The organism is Butyricicoccus sp. (genome assembly GCF_977037065.1).
Genome location: NZ_CDRQNY010000003.1, coordinates 1 through 19873, shown reverse-complemented (window position 1 = coordinate 19873; position 19873 = coordinate 1). Strand labels below are relative to the sequence as shown.

14 protein-coding genes and 1 rRNA gene are annotated in these 19873 nt (G+C 55.9%); 9 read left to right on the top strand and 6 right to left on the bottom strand.

What is annotated here, in order from left to right; translation table 11 throughout:
- Window positions 1–84: 84 nt before the first annotated feature.
- The 5 genes from purF to csaB form a co-directional block, all read right to left on the bottom strand.
- Window positions 85–1557, bottom strand: coding sequence for an amidophosphoribosyltransferase (purF, locus tag ACWVX6_RS01735; RefSeq protein WP_161275162.1), 1473 nt, complete (start codon window positions 1555–1557; stop codon window positions 85–87).
- A 42-nt stretch (window positions 1558–1599) separates the two neighbouring features.
- On the bottom strand, window positions 1600–2310 hold the full coding sequence (purC, locus tag ACWVX6_RS01730; RefSeq protein ID WP_110435883.1) for a phosphoribosylaminoimidazolesuccinocarboxamide synthase: 711 nt from the start codon (window positions 2308–2310) through the stop codon (window positions 1600–1602).
- Window positions 2311–2441: 131 nt separating this feature from the next.
- Window positions 2442–2933, bottom strand: a complete 492-nt coding sequence (gene purE / locus ACWVX6_RS01725) for a 5-(carboxyamino)imidazole ribonucleotide mutase (RefSeq protein WP_455152175.1) — start codon at window positions 2931–2933, stop codon at window positions 2442–2444.
- Window positions 2934–3210: 277 nt separating this feature from the next.
- Window positions 3211–4398, bottom strand: coding sequence for a glycosyltransferase (locus ACWVX6_RS01720; protein ID WP_455152174.1), 1188 nt, complete (start codon window positions 4396–4398; stop codon window positions 3211–3213).
- Window positions 4399–4460: 62 nt separating this feature from the next.
- The gene (gene csaB / locus ACWVX6_RS01715; protein WP_455152237.1) at window positions 4461–6683 is read right to left on the bottom strand and encodes a polysaccharide pyruvyl transferase CsaB; all 2223 of its coding nucleotides are present in this window, start codon (window positions 6681–6683) and stop codon (window positions 4461–4463) included.
- A gap of 184 nt (window positions 6684–6867) precedes the next feature.
- On the opposite strand from csaB, the gene ACWVX6_RS01710 reads away from it, so the two are divergent.
- The 5 genes from ACWVX6_RS01710 to ACWVX6_RS01690 all read left to right on the top strand — a co-directional run bounded on the left by ACWVX6_RS01710 (window position 6868) and on the right by ACWVX6_RS01690 (window position 13462).
- Window positions 6868–8313 (top strand): lipopolysaccharide biosynthesis protein, encoded by a 1446-nt coding sequence (locus ACWVX6_RS01710; RefSeq protein WP_118286183.1) that lies wholly within the window; start codon window positions 6868–6870, stop codon window positions 8311–8313.
- A 108-nt stretch (window positions 8314–8421) separates the two neighbouring features.
- Window positions 8422–9747: an aspartate--tRNA(Asn) ligase gene (gene aspS / locus ACWVX6_RS01705; RefSeq protein WP_455152173.1), complete on the top strand. Its 1326-nt coding sequence runs from the start codon at window positions 8422–8424 to the stop codon at window positions 9745–9747.
- Between the two features lie 349 nt (window positions 9748–10096).
- Window positions 10097–10888 (top strand): HAD-IIA family hydrolase, encoded by a 792-nt coding sequence (locus ACWVX6_RS01700; protein WP_270478292.1) that lies wholly within the window; start codon window positions 10097–10099, stop codon window positions 10886–10888.
- A gap of 148 nt (window positions 10889–11036) precedes the next feature.
- Window positions 11037–11714, top strand: coding sequence for a response regulator transcription factor (locus ACWVX6_RS01695; protein WP_455152172.1), 678 nt, complete (start codon window positions 11037–11039; stop codon window positions 11712–11714).
- Window positions 11711–13462, top strand: a complete 1752-nt coding sequence (locus tag ACWVX6_RS01690) for a sensor histidine kinase (protein ID WP_455152171.1) — start codon at window positions 11711–11713, stop codon at window positions 13460–13462. Before ACWVX6_RS01695 ends, ACWVX6_RS01690 begins: the two co-directional genes overlap by 4 nt.
- 60 nt (window positions 13463–13522) lie before the next feature.
- Here ACWVX6_RS01690 and rny read toward each other — a convergent pair whose 3' ends face one another.
- The gene (gene rny / locus ACWVX6_RS01685; RefSeq protein WP_117492099.1) at window positions 13523–15067 is read right to left on the bottom strand and encodes a ribonuclease Y; all 1545 of its coding nucleotides are present in this window, start codon (window positions 15065–15067) and stop codon (window positions 13523–13525) included.
- Between the two features lie 506 nt (window positions 15068–15573).
- Here rny and pgeF point away from each other — a divergent pair.
- From pgeF to ACWVX6_RS01665, 4 genes are all read left to right on the top strand, one after another.
- Window positions 15574–16374: a peptidoglycan editing factor PgeF gene (gene pgeF / locus ACWVX6_RS01680; protein WP_455152170.1), complete on the top strand. Its 801-nt coding sequence runs from the start codon at window positions 15574–15576 to the stop codon at window positions 16372–16374.
- An 18-nt stretch (window positions 16375–16392) separates the two neighbouring features.
- Window positions 16393–18276: an ABC transporter substrate-binding protein gene (locus ACWVX6_RS01675; protein ID WP_455152169.1), complete on the top strand. Its 1884-nt coding sequence runs from the start codon at window positions 16393–16395 to the stop codon at window positions 18274–18276.
- Window positions 18277–18306: 30 nt separating this feature from the next.
- Window positions 18307–19203: a DMT family transporter gene (locus tag ACWVX6_RS01670; RefSeq protein WP_455152168.1), complete on the top strand. Its 897-nt coding sequence runs from the start codon at window positions 18307–18309 to the stop codon at window positions 19201–19203.
- 455 nt (window positions 19204–19658) lie between these two features.
- Window positions 19659–19873: ribosomal RNA gene (locus tag ACWVX6_RS01665) — 16S ribosomal RNA — on the top strand; the annotation flags it as partial.

The window sequence follows — 19873 nt, the reverse complement described above, 5'->3', positions numbered from 1 at the left end:
ACATCTCACTTTCATAATTAAAGATGGAAAATTGATAATGAAGGCGTGTGACCTTCATTATCAATCATCATTTTCCATTCAGGTTTAGTCTTTGTTAGAGGGGAGCGGAATCTCGGTCTCGAACATGTTCTTATCCACCTGCTCGGGGACCGGAATCGGGTACTCGCCGGAGAAGCATGCATCGCAGAAGCCCAGCTTGCAGCCGACTGCAATCTTGCGGCAGGCCTCGAGCGACAGGAAGCCGAGCGAATCCACGCCGATGATCTCGCGCATTTCCTCAACCGTGCGGTTGTGTGCGAGCAGCTGGTTGCGCTCCGGAATATCCGTGCCGAAGAAGCAGGGATGACGGAACGGAGGTGCCGAAATTCTCATGTGAACCTCAGCCGCGCCTGCGTCACGCAGCAGCTTTACCAGACGGCCGCAGGTCGTACCGCGGACGATGGAGTCATCGACCATGATGACGCGCTTGCCCTCAATAGCGGTGCGCAGGGCATTCAGCTTGAGACGTACGGAGCGCTCGCGCTTGTCCTGACCCGGCTGGATAAAGGTGCGGGCGATATAGCGGTTCTTGATGAGACCGACGCCGTACGGAATGCCGGAGAACTTCGCGTAGCCGATGGCTGCCGGGATACCGGAATCCGGTACGCCGATAACCACGTCAGCGCCGACCGGATGCTCGATGGACAGATACTTGCCGGCCTCCTGACGGGCCAGCTCAACCGATGCACCGTCGATGATGGAGTCCGGACGGGCAAAGTAAATGTACTCGAATACGCACGCGGAGGACTTGCACTCGATACCGCAGTGCATGGAGCGCAGCTCACCGTTTTCGACAACGCAGACCTCACCGGGTTCTACATCGCGGATGAACTTTGCACCGAGCGCGTCCAGAGCGCAGGTCTCGGAAGCGAAAATGTAGCAGTCGTTGTCCAGCAGGCCGATACACAGCGGACGGAAGCCGTGTGGGTCGCGTGCCGCGATCAGCTTGCGCGGAGACATAACAACCAGCGAGTATGCACCCTCGATGCGGTGCATGGTGTTCATAACGGCTTCTTCAATAGAGCCGCACTTGAGGCGTTCCTTAACAATGGTGTAGACCAGCACCTCGGTGTCGTTCGAGGAACGGAAAATGCCGCCGTCCAGCTCGATCTCGCGGCGCAGCTCGCCTGCGTTTACAAGGTTGCCGTTGTGCGCAACCGCGAGATTGCCCTTTACATGGGTGATGGAGATCGGCTGCGCATTCTCGCGGCGGGTATCACCGGTGGTGGAGTAGCGCACATGACCGATAGCCATCGAGCCGGGCATGTTGTCCAGAATCTCCTGATTGAACACGGCGCTGACCAGACCGGTGTCCTTATGGCAGTGGATCACGCCGTTTTTGTTTACGGCGATACCGGCAGCCTCCTGACCGCGGTGCTGGAGAGCAAACAGTGCAGTATACGCGTCGTGCGCGGCGGAAATCTCCTTGCCTTCCGGCGCTGCGATACCGAATACACCGCACTCCTCATGCACCTTGTCAAACGGAGTGCTGCTTTTTCTTAAAATACGATATTTCATTCTTCAGCCTTTTCTTGTCCGAATCTTGCCTTGCGGATGGGCTTACTTGCCCATAACGCGCTTCATGATCTCCTGATATGCTTCCTCGACACCGCCCATGTCACGACGGAAACGGTCCTTGTCCAGCTTCTCCTTGGTGGTCTTGTCCCACAGGCGGCAGGTATCCGGAGAGATTTCGTCTGCGAGAACGATCTTGCCGTCCGCAGTCTTGCCGAACTCGAGCTTAAAGTCAACGAGGATGACGTTCAGGGTATCGAAGTACTGCTTCATAACCTCGTTTACCTTGAAGGCCATTGCCTTGATGGTCTCGATCTCCTCACGGGTAGCAGCCTTCAGTGCGATAGCGTGGTAAGCGTTCATGAGCGGGTCGCCAAGCTCATCGTTTTTGTAGGAGAACTCGATGGTCGGCTCGTCGAATACGATGCCCTCTTCCACGCCGAAACGCTTCGCAAAGGAACCAGCGGAAATGTTGCGGATGATGACCTCCAGCGGTACAATAGAGACCTTCTTTACCAGGGTCTCGCGCTCGGAGAGCTGCTCAACAAAATGGGTCGGCACGCCCTGCTGCTCGAGCAGCTGGAACATGTGATTGCTCATTACGTTGTTGATCACGCCCTTGCCGGTGATGGTGCCCTTCTTCTCGCCGTTGAATGCGGTTGCATCGTCCTTGTAGTCAACGATTACGAGATTTGCATCGTCGGTAGCGAATACCTTCTTAGCCTTGCCTTCGTACAGCTGTTCTTTCTTTTCCATGTCCAATTCCTCCATTTGTATAAGTAGTGTTAATTTGAAACAATGTTGTTTGCAGGTTGTACATCGAAGCTGCCAATGGGAGCGGCCCCAATGCCTTTACCTTGCGGGGGTGCGGTATTGCTCTATATAGATTACGCGAACTGAGCGCGAACCTTTTCGTCCTTTGCGGTAACTTCCGCTGCCATATCGGCCTTGAACTGCGCGAGCTTCTGTGCCAGCGCGTCATCCGACAGGGCGATCATCTGTGCTGCAAGGATGGCGGCGTTGTCTGCGCCGTCGATCGCAACGGTTGCCACCGGAATACCCTTGGGCATCTGCACGATGGAGAGCAGGCTGTCCATGCCGCCCATCACGCTGGTGGCCATCGGCACGCCGATTACCGGAAGCGTGGTGTAAGCCGCCAGTACACCGCCGAGATGTGCGGCCTTGCCTGCTGCCGCGATGATAACGCCGAAGCCTTCGGCTGCCGCGTTCTCCGCCAGCTGCTCGGCAGCGGCCGGGGTGCGGTGCGCGGAGCAAATGCGGACCTCAGTCGGAATATCGAACGATTTCAGACGGTCAACACACTTTTCCATTACCTTGAGATCACTGTCGGATCCCATGACAACGAGAACTTTTTTCATTTGTTATTCCTCCTACAAAAACAAATGAGGGCACGGGTATACCCGTGCCCTATAATCGCTCATTTATGTGCACCGATGCCCGAGAGAATGCACGAATGCCCGAGAACGAAAAACTGTTCAGCTGCAGTCTGGTTCAAAAATACGCTGCCGGTCATGTGTACACCTCTTTCTTAAAACCAACGGTGACGATACATATTTATTTTAGCTAATTTAACTTGTTAATGCAAGTATTTTACCCGCTTTTTTCGGGATTCGTGTAAATGCCCAAAGATAAATTTTACTCCTCTGCACTTTCGTGCAGAACGCCCTTTTTATAAAGCACCTCTTCCATCTGGTGCACGCGCTCGGTCCACGAGCACTGCGCGCCGTAGGCAAGGCGTTTTTCCGTCCATGCCGGACGTTTTTCCTTGGCAGCGGCATCGCACAGCGGCAGGAACATCTCGGGATTGCGGGCAATGTAGACCACATCCTTGAAATCCTCGACCTGCAGCGGCTCGCGCGTGGAAACGATCGGCTTGCCGGTTGCCAGATATTCGTAGAACTTGAGCGGCGAAACGTCCTTGGAGAGCGCACCGGCACGGAATACGTTCAGGCAGACGTCCATCTGCGCCAGATATGCGGGCAGCTCGGGCTGCGGCACCAGACCGTGGAATACAATGTTCGGGTACTGCTTGAGGTTGGTCAGGTCAACACCCGGCAGCGTGCGTCCGATAAGGAAAATCGTCGCGTTCGGACGGCTCTTCGCCAGCTTTTCGATCAGTGCATAGTCGATGCACTCCTGCAGCATGCCGACAAAGCCGTAGATCGGATGCGGCAGATCCTTCATGTCCTCCGGGCAGGGAAGGGTGTCTTTCTCGGTCTGTACGCGCGAGAAGATCTCGTAAGCCGCGCCGTTCGGGATCATCTGGGTAGTCGGGTTGATCTTTTCCAGTGTCTCTGCCAGTCCGACTGCGGTTGCGAATACCTGATCGGCAGGCTTGGCCAGATCGCATTCCATCTTGTCCACAACCTTGGGATTGATGTGACCCTTGTACGCGGAATGACGGTCTACACAGTCGTATACCAGCTTGGCGTGCGGCAGGTGCTCCACAATGTCGCACGAGGACGGCGAGTAGCACCACAGCACGGTCTCGTCGCCGAAGCCGTGCTCGCGCATCTTTTCGCGGATGAACGCCGCCTGCCGCTTCTGGTTAATTTTGTTGATCCAGCGGAATTTGTTGAAAAACGGCAGTACCGGCGGCAGTGCGTACACAGTGATGTTTTCGTGTCCTTCGACTTTTTCGCCGGGCTGCTTGTACTTTTCGATATATGCGGAGGCTTTTTTGTCCTTGAGCGGTGCGATCATGGACACCGGAGGATCAAAATACAGGATTTCGCTGTTGCGCAGACGGCTCATCACGTTCTGCTTGCGCGTCGGCAGAGGATGGTAGTTCGTTGTCGAAAGACAGACGATGTGGTTCTTCATATCTATATAACCCCTTTAGTGGATTGTTTTATCATATATCGTAGGGCGGGCTGACCTACGGTTTAGTTTTCGGAAATGTTCAGCAGCTTCGCTGCACCCTTCACATTCTCGGACTCTCTTTCTCGCAGCATTTCCGCAGTGCGGTGCACCTCGTTATCGAGCGCACCGGAGACGCACTCGTCAATGAGGCGGCACAGCGGCTCCGCCTTGACGGACGAAAGCTGCAGGCAGGTGCGGCTGCCGATATATTTCAGAAAGCCGTCCACCTTGATATCGTAGCTCATGCCGACGACCGGAACGCCCTGACCGGCGGAGAACATCAGCGAATGCAGTCGGATGCCGACCACGGTTTTCATGCGGGAGAGGATGCCGATGGTGACTTCGATGGGCTGTCGGGTACGCACGGCGTGCCACGGACAGTGCAGCAGTGCGCCGACACGTTCTGCGGGCATGAGGTCGCTCGGGAACTCGATGGGTACGAAAACCGGCGTCAGGCCGTGCTTTTCGTAGGCGTAGTTGGCTGCAGCCGCGATTTCGGGCAGAGCCGCGTCCAGCCCCTTCCAGTTGCGCAGACCGAAGCCGATATAGCTGCCGTTCGGGTCGATACCGCTCTGCTCGAGGGCGATATTGACGATTTCACGCGGCGCCGGCGTCAGAATGATGGTCGGGTCGGCGGAAACACGGATATCCGGCCGTGTAACGCCCATTTCGGCAAGCAGTGCGCGGGAATTGTCATCGCGCAGCGTGATGCGGTCAACCGATGCATCAATGGTTCTGGCGGCCATCCGGCGGTTGCCCGGACGGTTGATCGGACCGATGCCGCAGCCGTACATCATTACCTTGCAGCCGCGCTTTTTGGCGGCGTACAGCGTGTAGCAGTAGTACCAGATCGAGCGGGTGGACGTGACATCCTGCATGAGCGAGCCGCCGCCGTTGATATACAGCGCGGCATGGCGGAACTTGCGCAGGACGGAGAACACATTAAAGGTATAGATGGCGTTCGTGCGGTAGATCAGGCGCGTTTCCTTCGGCCTGCGCGACATCACGCAGATGGTGCGATCGGGATCGAGCTGGCGCATCTCCTGCACAATGGCCTCGAGGATGGCGTCGTCACCGGCGTTGCCGCGTCCGTAAGCACCGCAGATGACAATGCTCTCGCGCTCGTTTTTCGGACGGTGGAACCGTGCCAGCAGGTGACGGTAGTTTTCCATCTGACGTTCGCACATTTTGTCGCGCGAGAAATCGCGGGAGGCTTTTTCGTACAGCGCGTCCGCGAATTTCTGCCGCAGTTCGGCATCGTTGCCCAGACGGACCAGATATTCCGCCAGCCGCTTATCGTCCCCGACCGGGAAGATATAGCCGTTTTCGCCGGTGTCGATGAGCTCGGGCATGCCGCCGACATCCGAGCAGATGGTCGCGCAGCCGGCACAAACGCCCTCAAGAATGGAGTACGGGAAGGTTTCGGACACCGAGGACAGCAGGTTGATGTCCATCGCACGGAAGAACGGCATGACCGGCGATACCCAGCCGCAGAATGTTACGCGCTCGCGCACGCCGAGCTGGTCGCACAGCTTTTTGAGCATATCCTCGTCCTCGCCGTCACCGGCGATGAACAGGCGCAGCTGCGGCGCGGATTTCAGCGCCTCGGCAAAGCCGCGGATGGTGGTCGCAATATCCTTGACGGCGGTCAGACGCGCGGCAATGCCGCACAGCACGTCGCCGTCCTCGATCTCGGCTCCGTAGGTGTCCCGCAGATAGGCAACACGGTCAAATTCGCCCTTCGGACGATCAAAATCCATGCCGTTGTAGATTTTTACAATGCGCTCCGGGTCAAAGCCGCGCTCGATGAGCGTGCGTGCCATACGGTCCGCGACCGGCTGATAGAAGTCGAGAAAGCGCAGGGCAATGGCATTCGCCGTGCCGAGCGTGTACTGCTTGAGCGGACTGCCGAGGTAGTCCAGCCGATAATCCGAGTGCACGGTCGTGACGATCGGCACCTGACGGCTGCGGCGCACCATGGCTCCCATCAGGTTGGCACGGCCGCCGTGGCAGTGAATTATATCGGGCTTGAACGCATCTACCAGGTCGCGCATGGTTCGTGCCGCGCGGAATGGGTTGTGCCGCTCGATCACGCGCACATCAATGCCGCGTTCGCGCGCTTCATCCGCAAACGGACCTGCGCGGAACGAGATGAGCATCACATCGTTATTGCGGTTGAGTCCGGTCACGGTATTCATAATCTGGGTCTTGGCGCCGCCTACATCGCCGCCGCCCATTACATGCATGATTCGCAAAGTCAAATACCTCCACTTGACAAGTATAATCAGTATACCATGAAAACAGGGGGATTGCAAAACTCGGACGCGGTAAATGTCGTCTTTTTCGGCAGTATTTTGGCAAACGAAGTTTGTTTTTTTGCTCAGAACATGGTATACTGATTTTATCTGACGGAAAGTGAGGGTTTTTCTTTTGTCCTCTAAAAATACCATGACGCGCGATGCCATGCTGTTCCTGCCGGCCAAGGTGGTCGAGGGACTGCTCGTCATCGGGTGTTCCTCGCTGTATTCTCACATCTTTGTGGAGGGTGCGGTCAGTGCATTCAACCTGACCAACACCACGATACAGCTGCTGTACCTCATCCTTGCGGGCTGGATGGCGAATTCCGCCACCCGCTATGTCGGTGAGGAGTACCGCGCCGATGAAGGACGCGGCCTGTTCTCCACGGTTTCTACCATCTATGTGGGATTGTGCGTGCTTGTTGCCATCGGCTGCTGCATTACGGCGGCTGTGACGCAGAGTCCGGTCTATCTGGGCGGCGCGCTGATGTTCTGCACCTACACGGCGTTTCAGGTGCTCAATGCGGCGCTGATTCAGCTCGGCCGCGTCAAAGCGTCCATCCTGTGGTCGCTGACCTCGGCGGTGCTCAAGCTCGCGGTTGCATTCGCGCTTGTCGGCGGCAAGTCGAATTATCCGTCGCCGTTCCCGGCTATCTTTGCCAATACCATTGCGGACGGTGTAGCCACCATCGGTGCGGTGTTTGCGCTTAGCCTGCCGGTTGTTGTGCGGCTGAAATATTTCTCCAAGCCGCTGCTGAACAGGTTCCTCAAATACGGCGTACCGCTGATGGGCGTTTCCATTTCGGTGGCGTTGCTCAACCAGATCGACAAATACCTCGTTGTCGGCTTTTACGGCAACATTCTGTACGCATACTATTCGAATAACAACTCGATCGCGAGCGGTCTGTTCACGATGATCTCGGTCGGCATTATGCGCGGCGTGTATCCTGCCGTGCTGCGCGGCTGGCGTGAGGGCGGCAAAGCTGCGGCAAAGCCGTTGCTCGATCAGGGCGTGCGGCTGTATCTGCTGATCGCCGTGCCTGCGGTTGCAGGTCTGACGGCGGTCGCGCTGCCGCTCAGCCGGTTCCTGTTCCCCGCGAAGTACGCCGCCGGTGCGCCGGTCATCGCGTATACCGCGCTGGCCATGCTGTTCATGGGCCTGACCGAATACGCCAACAAGGCGTATGAGCTGGAGCAGTCCACCGTACACGTTCTGCAGAACAGTGCGATTGCAGCGGTTATCAAGGTGGTTTCGAGTGTCATTCTGCTCAAAACGCTTGGATTTACCGGCGGTGCGCTCGGTTCGGTGGTCGCATTTGCGTCCTATTTTATCATCACCTGCGTGCGCGTGCGCAGCCGGTTTCTGTTCCGCGTGGCACCGGTCAGCCTGGTGCGCATCATCGTTTCGGCTCTGCTGTGCGGTGTGGCGGCCTTTGCATGCACGCTGCTGCCGGTCGGCAATCTCATTCGCCTTGGCGCGGCTGTCGTGGTCGGTGCGGGCGTTTATGCAGTGTGCATTATCGTCAGCGGTGAGGGCCGCGAGGAAGTACAGGCGGTGCTCCGCCGGCTGAAACGATAAGAAAAATTGTCGAAACAGCGTGGATTTCACTGGTAAAACCTTGTCACGGCATTAAATCCATGCTACAATAACTCTATCTGAAAATTGTAAACAGAGAGGCGTAATATTATGGAAATGATTCATGAAGCGGGTCAGTACGTTGACACCGTAAAGCGCGTCTGCGAAGCAGTCGGCAGCGAGGTCACGTTCCGCGGCACGGTTCACCGTGTACGCGATATGTCTGACTTTTCTTTTGTTGTAATGCGCGTTGAGCGCGGTCTGATCCAGTGCACCTTCCAGGGTGACGAGATCGGCGGCATCAAGCGTTCGGACATCAAGGACGCAATGGTACTTGAGGTTACCGGTACCGTTCGTGAGGAGCCGCGTGCAGAGCATGGTGTTGAGGTCGTTCTGAGCGCACTGTCCATCCTCGGCAAGCCGTACGACCAGCTGCCGGTACCGCTCGGCAAGAAGTATATGGGTCTGTCCCTCGATGTTGATCTGCCGCTGCGCCCGATCACGCTGCGTCATCCGCGCAAGCAGGCGATCTTCCGCGTACAGGGTGCGATCGCTGACGGCTTTGCACAGTACATGCAGTCGCAGGGCTTTACCCACATCCACACCCCGAAGATCGTAGTTGCAGGCGCTGAGGGCGGCGCAAACCTGTTCAAGCTGGATTACTTCGGCACCCCGGCTTATCTGGCACAGTCCCCGCAGTTCCACAAGCAGTACCTCGCCGGTGCATTCGGCCGTGTATACGAGATCGGCTCGGTTTACCGTGCAGAGCGTCACAACACCTCTCGTCACCTGAACGAGTACATGGGTCTGGACTTCGAGATGGCCTACATTGATTCCATGTACGATGTAATGGCAATGGAGACCGGCATGCTGAAGTCCGTTATGGCTTACGTTAAGGAGCACTGCGCCGAGGAACTCGCTATGCTGAACGCCGAGGTTCCGGAGATCAAGGAGATCCCGACCATCCGCTTCCACGAGGCCAAGCAGATCATGGAGGAGAAGTACGGTCACAAGTCCAAGAACCGTTACGACCTCAATCCGGACGAAGAAGTGCTGCTGTGCCAGTGGGCAAAGGAGGAGCACGACTCTGATTTCGTATTTGTAACTCACTTCCCGTCCGCAAAGCGTCCGTTCTACGCGAAGGATGATCCGGAGGATCCGAAGCTGGCGCTGTCGTTCGACCTGCTGTTCCGCGGCCTGGAGATCACCACCGGCGGTCAGCGTATCCACGATTATCAGGAGCAGATGGACAAGCTGGCGGCCCGCAAGATGAACGCCAAGCTGTTTGAGTCCTTCACCATGCTGCACAAGTACGGTATGCCGCCGCACGGCGGTTTGGGCATTGGTCTGGAGCGACTGACCATGCAGCTGCTGGGGCTGAACAACATCCGCGAGGCTTCTATGTTCCCGCGTGATATGAACCGCCTCGAGCCGTAAGGCTCTCGGCTTCGTTCCAAAGGGCTGTGCCCTTTGGAACGAGGGGACACCCTTACAGGCTTGCGCCAAAAAGGACTCGGAATTATCGATTCCGGGTCCTTTTTGGTGTTTGTTAAAAATGACACAGCGGCAGAGCCGCCTGTGTCCCTTGGTATGCGCCCGGAGAAGAAAATCTTCACTCTCCACTCCTCGCTCTCCGCTCTCTTTTCAGCTCTTTACGAGGATTTAACATTTTTTCCTCGGTTGGCTCTTGACGTTCGCGGAAATTTTACGCATAATAAGAATGGACAAAAAGATTTCCGGCTATGCTGTTTCAGCATGGGTCGCCTACCGAAAGGAGATCAGCATAATGAACGAAGAATTAGAGCTGCTTCGCGACAAGAAGGGCTTCATTTGCGATATGGACGGTGTTATCTATCACGGCAACCGTCTGCTGCCCGGTGTACCTGAATTTGTAGACTGGCTGCAGCGTGAAAACAAGAGCTTCCTTTTCCTGACCAACTCCTCCGAGCGTTCGCCGCTGGAGCTGCAGCAGAAGCTGGCCCGCATGGGTCTGGAGATCGGTGAGGAGCATTTCTACACCTCTGCTCTGGCTACGGCAAAGTTTATCGCCAGCCAGAAGCCGCACGCATCCGCGTATGTGATCGGCGCGCCCGGTCTGGTCGGTGCGCTGTACGAGGCGGGCATCGTGATGAACGATGTTGACCCGGATTACGTTATCGCGGGTGAAACCAACACCTACAACTATCAGACCATCCTCAAGGCCGTTGATCTGATCAACAAGGGTGCGCGCCTGATCGCTACCAACTCCGATTTGACCGGCCCGTCCGAGCAGGGCATTATTCCGGCATGCCGCGCACTGGTTGCGCCGATTGAGCTGGCCACCGGCAAGACCGCATACTATGTCGGCAAGCCGAACCCGCTGATGATGCGTACCGGTCTGCGCCTGCTGGGCGTGCATTCGCACGAGGCGGCCATGATCGGCGACCGCATGGACACCGACATCGTTGCCGGCATCGAAACCGGTCTGGACACCGTTCTGGTGCTCTCCGGCTGCACTACCCGCAAGGATGTGGAGAATTACGCATATCGTCCGCACTTTATTCTGGACGGCGTGGGCTGTATCCCGCCGCAGGCGTAAAGAAGCCGTCTAAATCGAACTTATACAAAAGCCTTTCCGAAAAAAATTTCGGAAAGGCTTTTTTCATTGGATAAAGAATGGACAATTCTATGCTATACTAAATACAGGAAAAGGATAGACCAATGACAGATAGCGAGGGGGCACTCCCATGGCAGGACACATTCTTTTGGCGGAGGACGACAAGGCGTTATCCGCGCTGATGCAGGATTTCTTTCGGGCAGCAGGCGTGACGGTAACACCGGCGTATGACGGCGAACAGGCGCTCGTGCTGGCACAGGCGCAGCCGTTCGACCTGCTGGTGCTGGATGTGATGATGCCGCATCTGAACGGGCTGGAGGTCTGCGAAGCGGTGCGGCAGGAGAGCGACGTACCGGTCATTTTCGTGACGGCACTTGGGCAGGAGGGTGACACGCTGGCAGGATTCCGCGCGGGCGCGGACGATTATATCACCAAGCCGTTTTCGTTTCCGGTGCTGGTGGCAAAGGCGCAGGCGCTCATGCGGCGGGCCCGCGGGCTGCGGCTGGGCGCGAGTGAGCTCGGCTACGCGAATATCCTGATGGACACGGCATCCGGCACGGTAACGGTGGACGGAAACCCGGTGAATCTGCGTCCCAAGGAGACGAAGATACTCGAGCTGCTGCTGCGCGAACAGGGACGCACGGTGTCGCGCGACCTGCTCATCGAGCGGGTATGGGGCACGGATTTCGACGGGGACGAGCGCATGATCGACCGGCATATTGCCAGTCTGCGTAAGGCGCTTGGAACAGCCTCGCAGCATATCCGTGCGGTGTACGGCAAGGGCTACCGATTGGGGGGATCAACATGAAAAAGCGGTTTCGTAAAATCGGCATCGCGGCCAGGCTGACCGCGGTTGTGGCGGTGATTCTGGCGGTGTTTCTGGTGCCGTGGGTGTGGCAAGTGGCAAAGCTTGCGCAGGATAAAGCTCGAGAGGAAGCTAATGCCAGCATGAGAGCGAGTACGGGATTGCTGATGAGTGACCTTAAAATCCTGAAAGGTGATGCAGCGCACTACCCGGCAGAAGGCACAGCGGAATACGATCTGCTGCGCGCCAATCTGTCGCCCTATTATAATGTAGATACGCCCTATATCATACAGTATTATGATGAAAATCATAAGCGGGTTCTGATTAGATCGCCGCTGATGCTGTACTATTATGCGTCTTCGGCAATGTACTATGGTATTGATTTGAGCGGTTTCTCCGAGCAATCGCTGCGTGAAATGAACGAGGCATACACTCACGAGCTTGCGGAACCGATAGTTACAGTCTATGGCCGACAGGTCAAGACAGATACACAAGTTATCTTTTTCCCGAATCGAATTCAGATTGTTTATGAGGAATGGACGGCGCAAACACCGGTTGAGGAAACAAATCAGTTCTGCTCCGACGGAGGCGAGTACATAGGTGCATACATACCGGGGAAATGGCCATTTCGCACGGATGCAGCGATGGAGGGCTACTTTGATGCACTGCGCTATCTGGATACCGAACTGCGGGCGATAGACGGCGAAAACATACCGGACGAGGAGTGGGCGGAGGTACGGGCATCGCAACGATATGTCGGCACGTTTCAGGTGATGCCGTATGATGACGAGGTGCTTCTTGCTACGGCGGCGCTGGTCAATCGAGAAAACGCATACGGTACTTGTTTTCACCTTATGCTGCCTATCACGATTGCGCTGTACTTGATTTTCCTGTTCCTCTTTTATAAAATTGTGCGCCGAATGGTGTCCGACCCACTGGTTGATACGGCAAGAGAAGCCAATAGGGTATCCATTCTCGCATTCGACGAATTCAAACCTGACCTGAACCGCGGAGACGAAATCGGTGAACTCAACCGTGCGCTGAGCGAAATGGCGGCGACTCTGCACACCCGCTGGGACAGCGAACGCGACCTCGAGGACAAACGCCAGCAGTTTGTGTCGGCGGCAAGCCACGACCTGAAAACGCCGCTTGCGCTCATCGGCGGGTACGCCGAGGCCATCGCGCAGGACATTTCGCCCGAGGAAAACGCGCGGTATCTTGCCGCTATCGAGCAGGAAACCGACCGTATGAACGGTCTGGTGCGGGAAATGCTGGATTACACCCGTCTTGACCGCACGGACGAGCTGAAAAACCGCAAAACGCTCAATCTGACCGCACTTGTGCGCGATGTACTGACCGAGTACGCGCCGCTGTTCGAAAAACGCCGCCTGACCGCCGATATTGCGGACGGCGTGCGTATCCGCGGCGACGAAACGCTGCTGCGGCGTGCCGTCGGCTGCCTGCTCGAGAATGCCGCCAAGTATTCGCCGGAAAACGGGCGTGTGTCCGTTCGGCTGACGAACAGCCGCAATCATCTGCTGACCGTCGAAAACGACTGCGAACCCATTCCGGAGAACGAGCTGCCGCGCCTGTTCGAGATGTTCTATCGCGGCGATAAGGCGCGCGACCGTGCAGGCGGGCACGGACTGGGACTGGCCATTCTGCAGAAAATCCTTGCGCTGCACGGCCTGACCTGCAAGGCGGAAAATATAAAGGGTGGCGTGCGGTTCATTGTCTGCAATAAAGATTAAAAGCTGAAAAAAGGCATAAAAATACCCCGCAAGAGAATCTCTTGCGGGGTATGATTTTGCTTACTTTGCGTAGTCGATCGCACGCGTTTCGCGTACCATGTTGACCTTGATCTGGCCGGGATAATCCAGCTCGTTCTCGATCTTCTTGGCGATTTCGCGGGCAAGAAGCACCATCTTGTCGTCCGAAACCTTCTCCGGATTGACAATGATGCGGATCTCGCGGCCTGCCTGAATGGCAAACGAACCGGAAACGCCGGGCGTCTCGTTGGCGATGCTCTCGAGCTTCTCCAGACGCTTGATATAGTTCTCCAGGTTCTCGCGGCGAGCGCCCGGACGTGCAGCGGAGATGGCATCGGCTGCCTGGACCAGACATGCTACGATGGTCTTTGCCTCCACATCGCCGTGGTGTGCCTCGATGGCGTGGATGATCGGCTGGGATTCCTTGTACTTCTTGGCAAGGTCTACGCCGATCTGAACGTGGCTGCCCTCAACCTCGTGGTCGATGGCCTTGCCGATATCATGCAGCAGGCCTGCGCGGCGTGCCGGAACCGGATCCAGACCCAGTTCGCTCGCCATCATGCCGGCAATGTGAGCCACCTCGATGGAGTGCTGCAGGACGTTCTGACCGTAGCTGGTGCGGTAGCGCAGGCGGCCGAGGATCTTGACCAGCTCGGGGTGAATGCCGTGAATGCCGGTCTCGAAGGTAGCGCGTTCGCCTTCGCTCTTGATGATCTGCTCCACCTCGCGGCGGGCCTTGTCAACCATTTCCTCAATGCGGGCCGGATGGATACGACCGTCAACGATCAGCTTTTCGAGTGCCAGACGCGCGATTTCACGGCGAACCGGATCAAACGAGGACAGGGTGATCGCCTCGGGCGTATCGTCGATGATGAGGTCTACGCCGGTAAGCGTTTCCAGCGTGCGGATATTGCGGCCCTCTCGGCCGATGATGCGGCCCTTCATCTCGTCGTTCGGCAGCGGAACAACCGAAACGGTTGCCTCGGATACCTGATCGGCGGCACAGCGCTGAATTGCGGTCGAGATGATCTCGCGGGCGGTCTGCTCGCTCTCGTCCTTCAGGCGCTGATTGATCTCGCGCAGCTTGACGGCTGCATCGTGGGTTGCTTCGTTTTCAATGGACTGGACGAGCATGTCGCGTGCTTCGTCGCGGGTCATGCTGGCAATCTGCTCCAGCTTTTCTACCTGCTCGAGCTTGATGCGCTCGAGTTCTTCCTTTTCCTTCTGGCTTGCGTCCAGCTGGCGGTTCAGGTCGTCATTTTTGCGGTCGAGCATGTCGCTCTTCTTGTCCAGTGCTTCCTCGCGCTGAATCAGGCGGCGCTCAAGCTGCTGGGTCTCATTGCGGCGTTCCTTCAGCTCGCGGTCGGCTTCGACGCGCTGCTTGTGGATTTCGTCCTTTGCCTCGAGTATGGATTCGCGTTTTTTGGTCTCGCCGGCCTTGATCGCTTCGTTGATGATGCGGGTGGCCTCGGTCTCGGCAGAGCCGATCTCTTTTTCCGCAACGCTCTTGCGATACAGGAATCCGATGATTACGCCTACTGCGAGACACACGATACCGGTGATGATCGGTATGATGATGTTGCTCATGTCTGTTGGTGTGTCCTCCTATTTACGAATTTTGGGAGACGGCACAAAACCAAGACAATACCGCAGAGCTGCGGTGCTGTTTCTCAATAGAGCGGCAGTTCGGCAGAAAACAGGCTGATTCCACGGTGGAACACGCGCAGCACGCATGAGCACTGCACGAAGAATAAAGGCAGAATACGCCGAAAAAGCGAAGATTCGCTCGAAAAAATCAGGGTTTTGCGCTGTCAAAAGAAAAATGCGGTTCCGATAGAAATTGATCTGTCGGGTCAAAATGATAATCCCTTTGAAAAAAGCCGTGCTCACCATTGGCACCGGCTCTGTTACAGCAGGTATTATACTATGTTTAATTGTAAAGCCTATTCGTCAAACTGTCAAGAAAAAGACAAGCTGACATACACGGTTTTTGGTGTTTTTTGAAAACGGCCGGTGCGCGCTCTTGTGAACGGCAGGGCGATTTGCTATAATAATTCTGTATTCCCTCATGGAAGAGACGAGGAGGAACGACTATGAACGAGTCTATGTGCCGCGTACAGCGCGGTTCTTTCGTATATTATACCTGCCGACGGATTCCGGTGCGGCATGCCTTTACCACTAAATTCGGCGGTGTGAGCACGGGCGCGTGCGAAAGCCTGAATTTAGGCTTCAACCGCGGTGACGAGTTAGAGAATGTGCGCGAAAACTATCGTCTGCTGGGCAAAGCACTCGGCGTAGATGAGACGCGCATGACGCTCACCAAGCAGATCCACGACACACAGGTGTCGGTCGTGACCGAGGACAAGGTCGGCATGGGGCTGCACCGTCCGATGGAATGGCAGTCGGACGCGATCGTGACCGCACTCGCGGACACGCCCATCATCGGCTTTTACGCGGACTGCGTTGTCACCTTATTATATGATCCGGCGACGCACACTGCGGGCGTGTGTCATTCCGGCTGGCGCGGCATGGCGGCAGGGATTCTGCCCAAGACCGTCGATGTGATGGCAGAGCAGCTCGGCACAAAACGCGAAAGCCTGATCGCCGTACTCGGTCCGTCCATCCGGCAGGAGTGCTTCGAGACCGACGCGGATGTGCCGGAAGCGATGGAAGAGCTGCTCGGTGCACAGGTGCATCCGTTCATCATGGAGAAAGGTCCGAAATTCCATGTGGACCTGCAGGGCATCGGCGTAAAGCTGCTGCAGGATGCCGGACTTTCGGCGGAAAATGTGATCGACAGCGGCATCTGCACCATGTGCCATTCGGATGAATTCTGGTCGCACCGCGTAACGCACGGTGTGCGCGGCGTGCAGGGCGGCATGATCTGTCTGTAAGCGAAAGGATCAAATGCAATGAAAAGTTGGAAAAAACGTGCGCTTGCGCTGACAATGGCGGCTTTTGTCGTGCTCAGCGGCTGCACGTTCCCGTTTGGAAAGGGAAACGACGGCGACGGCGCACCGGTAGACAACGTGGATGTGTCGGACGCGTATTTCGGTCTGGCGTGGTATCGCTCGGGCACAACGCTCAATCCGGTCATGGACGGCACCGAGGTCAACAGCATGCTGCGTGAGGCGCTTTACGAGGGGCTTTTTGAGATAAAAAGCGATTTTACGCTCGAAAACGAGCTGTGCGAGGACTATACGAGCGACGGAACCACGTTCAGCTTTACAATTAAAAAGGGCATCAAGTTCTGGTCGGGTGCGGAGCTGACGGCAAGTGATGTTGCCGAAAGTCTTAAGACTGTGCTGGAAAACGAAAGTTCGCCGTACCACAACCGACTGACCGAGGTTTCCTCGATTGAAGAGGTGACCAAGCGCATGGTTCGCATTACGCTTGCGTCGCCGAATGTCAACTTCCCGAAACTGCTGGATATTCCGATCTATCGGGCGGGTACGACCGACGAAGGCGAGTTCGCAGAGGGCACCGGACCGTACAAGCCGGTTCAGAACGGCGCCGCATGGACGCTGGAGGCCAACGAGAACTGGCACGGCGGCTTTCTCGGCACCATTCGCCACATTACGCTGGTCAAAATGACGCGCGCGGATGCAGCGGACACCAGCTTCCGCACCGGCGATGTATCCATCATGCGCAGCGCGCGTATTGCACCGGATGATCAGAATATCGCGTTCACCGGCGAGGTTGATACCGTTCCGGTGAGCAGTGCTATGCTGCATTATATCGGTTTGAATTATAATAACAGCCAGTTCGCGAATGCGAAAGTGCGGCAGGCGCTTTCTATGGCGATCAGCCGTCAGGGGCTGTGTGCAACCCAGCTGCAGGATTATGCCGCTCCGGCGGTGCTGCCGATCAATCCGCAGCCGGCAGATACCGGCGTGTCGTACAGCCTGTCGGCGGATTTGATGACCGCGGCGCAGCTGCTGCGCGAGGCGGCACAGGAAGGTGCATCTTCTGCAGGCAGCAGTGACAGCAATACCGATTCCTCGGATAACTCAGACGAAAGTTCGGATTCTACGGATAATTCCGGCGATTCCGGTGATAACAGCGATAGTTCGGACAATTCCGACGAGGATGGCTACTACGACGAGGACGGCGACTTTATCTATTATACGAGCGGCCGGGCAGGCGATACCGATTACAAGGTGGATTTTCTGACCGTGCGCACGTCGAAAAACCGGACTGATTCGACGGTTTCGGACGGGAAAGCTGTGCTTCTGGACAATGAGAACACGGATTCCGGCGATTCGACCGATTCTGCGGACAATTCCGGCTCGACCGATACCGCAGTAACCGATACGATCGTGACGGATGCGGCGACCGTGCAGCTTTCGTTCCGCCTGCTCGTCAACTCGGACAACGCGTTTAAGGTAGCGGCGGCAAAACAGGTTGCGGCATCTTGGAATTCGCTGAACGGCGTCAATGTCACGGTGGATGAGGAGCCGTATGACACCTATGTTTCCATGCTGCAGAGCGGCTCGTTCGACGCGTACTACGGTGAAGTTCAGCTGACGCCGGACTTTGATCTGCGCCCGCTGCTGTCTCCACAGGGCGGACTGAACTATGGATCGTACTCGAGTGAGGACATGAGCAATGCCATCACGGCGTACCGCAGCGGCGAGAATACGGAGGGGCTGTACACGACGTTTCTGAACGAAATGCCGCTCATTCCGCTGGCATTTGAGCGGCAGCAGGTTGTGCTCAGAAGCGGTCTGATCAATCATTTCAATCCGGCACCGTATAACGCATTCGCAGGACAGGAGAACTGGGTCAAGCCGTAACCGCCTGTTTTCACTGAAAAGGAGAATACCATGCAGGAAAAACACAGAATACAGGGGCATTTGTTCGGCGCGTTCAGCGTGCTTGTCTGGGGTACGACGTTTGTTTCAACGAAGGTACTGCTGCGCGCCTTCACGCCGCTGGAGATTATGGTGGCGCGGTTCACGCTCGGCTTTCTGGCGCTGCTCATCGTGGGCAAGGGCCTCATGCGTCCGCAGAAAAGGTGGCATGAGGGATTGTTTGCACTGGCCGGTCTTTCGGGCGTTACGCTGTATTTTTTGATGGAAAATATCGCGCTGACGTACATTTCTGCGTCGCTGGTCGGCGTTATCGTAGCGGCAGCGCCGCTGTTTACCGCGCTGATCGCAGCGGTCGTGCTGCACGAAAAACTCAGCAAATGGTTCTTTTTCGGCTTCATTTGTGCAATGGCAGGTGTCGCGCTCGTGTCGCTTGCGGGCGTCAGTGAGTTGCATTTCAGCCCGATTGGCGCACTGCTCGGCGTAGGCGCGGCTCTGGTCTGGGGTGTGTACTCGGTGCTCGTGCGCCAGCTTGGTCACATGGGCTACCGTACCATTCCGCTCACCTGTCGCATTTTTGGATACGGTTTGCTGTTTTTGCTCGTTCCTGCAGTGATGGAAGGGTTTCCGTCCGGTTTGAGCGTGTGGACGCAGCCGGTGCATCTGGCAAATCTGTTGTTTCTGGGCCTTTGCGCGTCTGCAACGTGCTTTGTGACGTGGAATCGCGCGGTTTTCCTGCTTGGCCCGGTGAAAACCAGCGTGTACATTTATGCAACGCCGGTTATTACAATAGTAAGCTCAGCGTTGATTCTGCACGAAACCATGACGCCGATCATGTGGCTTGGCACGGTTTGGGCGCTCAGCGGTTTGACTTTGTCCGAACATCGAGAAAAAGAGAAAACGACGGCGTGAGCCGCCGTTTTTGTTTGTAGCAAAAGTTTTCGCAAAAAAACGAAAAAAAGTGTTTGACAAATGCTCCGGGATTTGGTATTCTATTAAAGCTGTCTCTCAGAGACAAGCGCAAAACCGAAAAGTTTGGTTTAGAACCGATTGAGGTTCTGAAAAAGAATTTGAAAAAGTTCTTGACAAACGCTTCTGGTTTTGATATACTAAGTAAGCTGTTGATGAGCGATTAAGAACGACGAAAAGTTGTGAAAACTCTTTGAAAACAGCAGATTGTACCTTGTAAATTAAACAACGATGTGCTTAAACTTTTGTTCAAAAGAACGAAGGTTGTAGTGCGAACCTGAAATTTCGAGAGTTTTTTACTCTTGGTAAATCGCTGGAAGTCACAACTCCAGTTAAAATAAAGTGACACGTCAGACTCTAAAGTCGGTTAAAACGAGTTTTTGCTCGTTCTAATACAATTTTTAGAGAGTTTGATCCTGGCTCAGGATGAACGCTGGCGGCGTGCCTAACACATGCAAGTCGAACGGAGTCGATTTGGAAAATCCTTCGGGATTGGAATTCTCGACTTAGTGGCGGACGGGTGAGTAACGCGTGAGCAATCTGCCTTTAAGAGGGGGATAACAGTCGGAAACGGCTGCTAATACCGCATAAAGCATCAAATTCGCATGTTTTT

What these genes read in the sequence shown, in the direction of transcription:
- purF (WP_161275162.1), bottom strand. Translation starts at nt 1,557, where the DNA reads ATGAAATATCGTATTTTAAGAAAAAGCAGCACTCCGTTTGACAAGGTG.
- purC (WP_110435883.1), bottom strand. Translation starts at nt 2,310, where the DNA reads ATGGAAAAGAAAGAACAGCTGTACGAAGGCAAGGCTAAGAAGGTATTC.
- purE (WP_455152175.1), bottom strand. Translation starts at nt 2,933, where the DNA reads ATGAAAAAAGTTCTCGTTGTCATGGGATCCGACAGTGATCTCAAGGTA.
- ACWVX6_RS01720 (WP_455152174.1), bottom strand. Translation starts at nt 4,398, where the DNA reads ATGAAGAACCACATCGTCTGTCTTTCGACAACGAACTACCATCCTCTG.
- csaB (WP_455152237.1), bottom strand. Translation starts at nt 6,683, where the DNA reads ATGCATGTAATGGGCGGCGGCGATGTAGGCGGCGCCAAGACCCAGATT.
- aspS (WP_455152173.1), top strand. Translation starts at nt 8,422, where the DNA reads ATGGAAATGATTCATGAAGCGGGTCAGTACGTTGACACCGTAAAGCGC.
- ACWVX6_RS01700 (WP_270478292.1), top strand. Translation starts at nt 10,097, where the DNA reads ATGAACGAAGAATTAGAGCTGCTTCGCGACAAGAAGGGCTTCATTTGC.
- ACWVX6_RS01695 (WP_455152172.1), top strand. Translation starts at nt 11,037, where the DNA reads ATGGCAGGACACATTCTTTTGGCGGAGGACGACAAGGCGTTATCCGCG.
- ACWVX6_RS01690 (WP_455152171.1), top strand. Translation starts at nt 11,711, where the DNA reads ATGAAAAAGCGGTTTCGTAAAATCGGCATCGCGGCCAGGCTGACCGCG.
- rny (WP_117492099.1), bottom strand. Translation starts at nt 15,067, where the DNA reads ATGAGCAACATCATCATACCGATCATCACCGGTATCGTGTGTCTCGCA.
- pgeF (WP_455152170.1), top strand. Translation starts at nt 15,574, where the DNA reads ATGAACGAGTCTATGTGCCGCGTACAGCGCGGTTCTTTCGTATATTAT.
- ACWVX6_RS01675 (WP_455152169.1), top strand. Translation starts at nt 16,393, where the DNA reads ATGAAAAGTTGGAAAAAACGTGCGCTTGCGCTGACAATGGCGGCTTTT.
- ACWVX6_RS01670 (WP_455152168.1), top strand. Translation starts at nt 18,307, where the DNA reads ATGCAGGAAAAACACAGAATACAGGGGCATTTGTTCGGCGCGTTCAGC.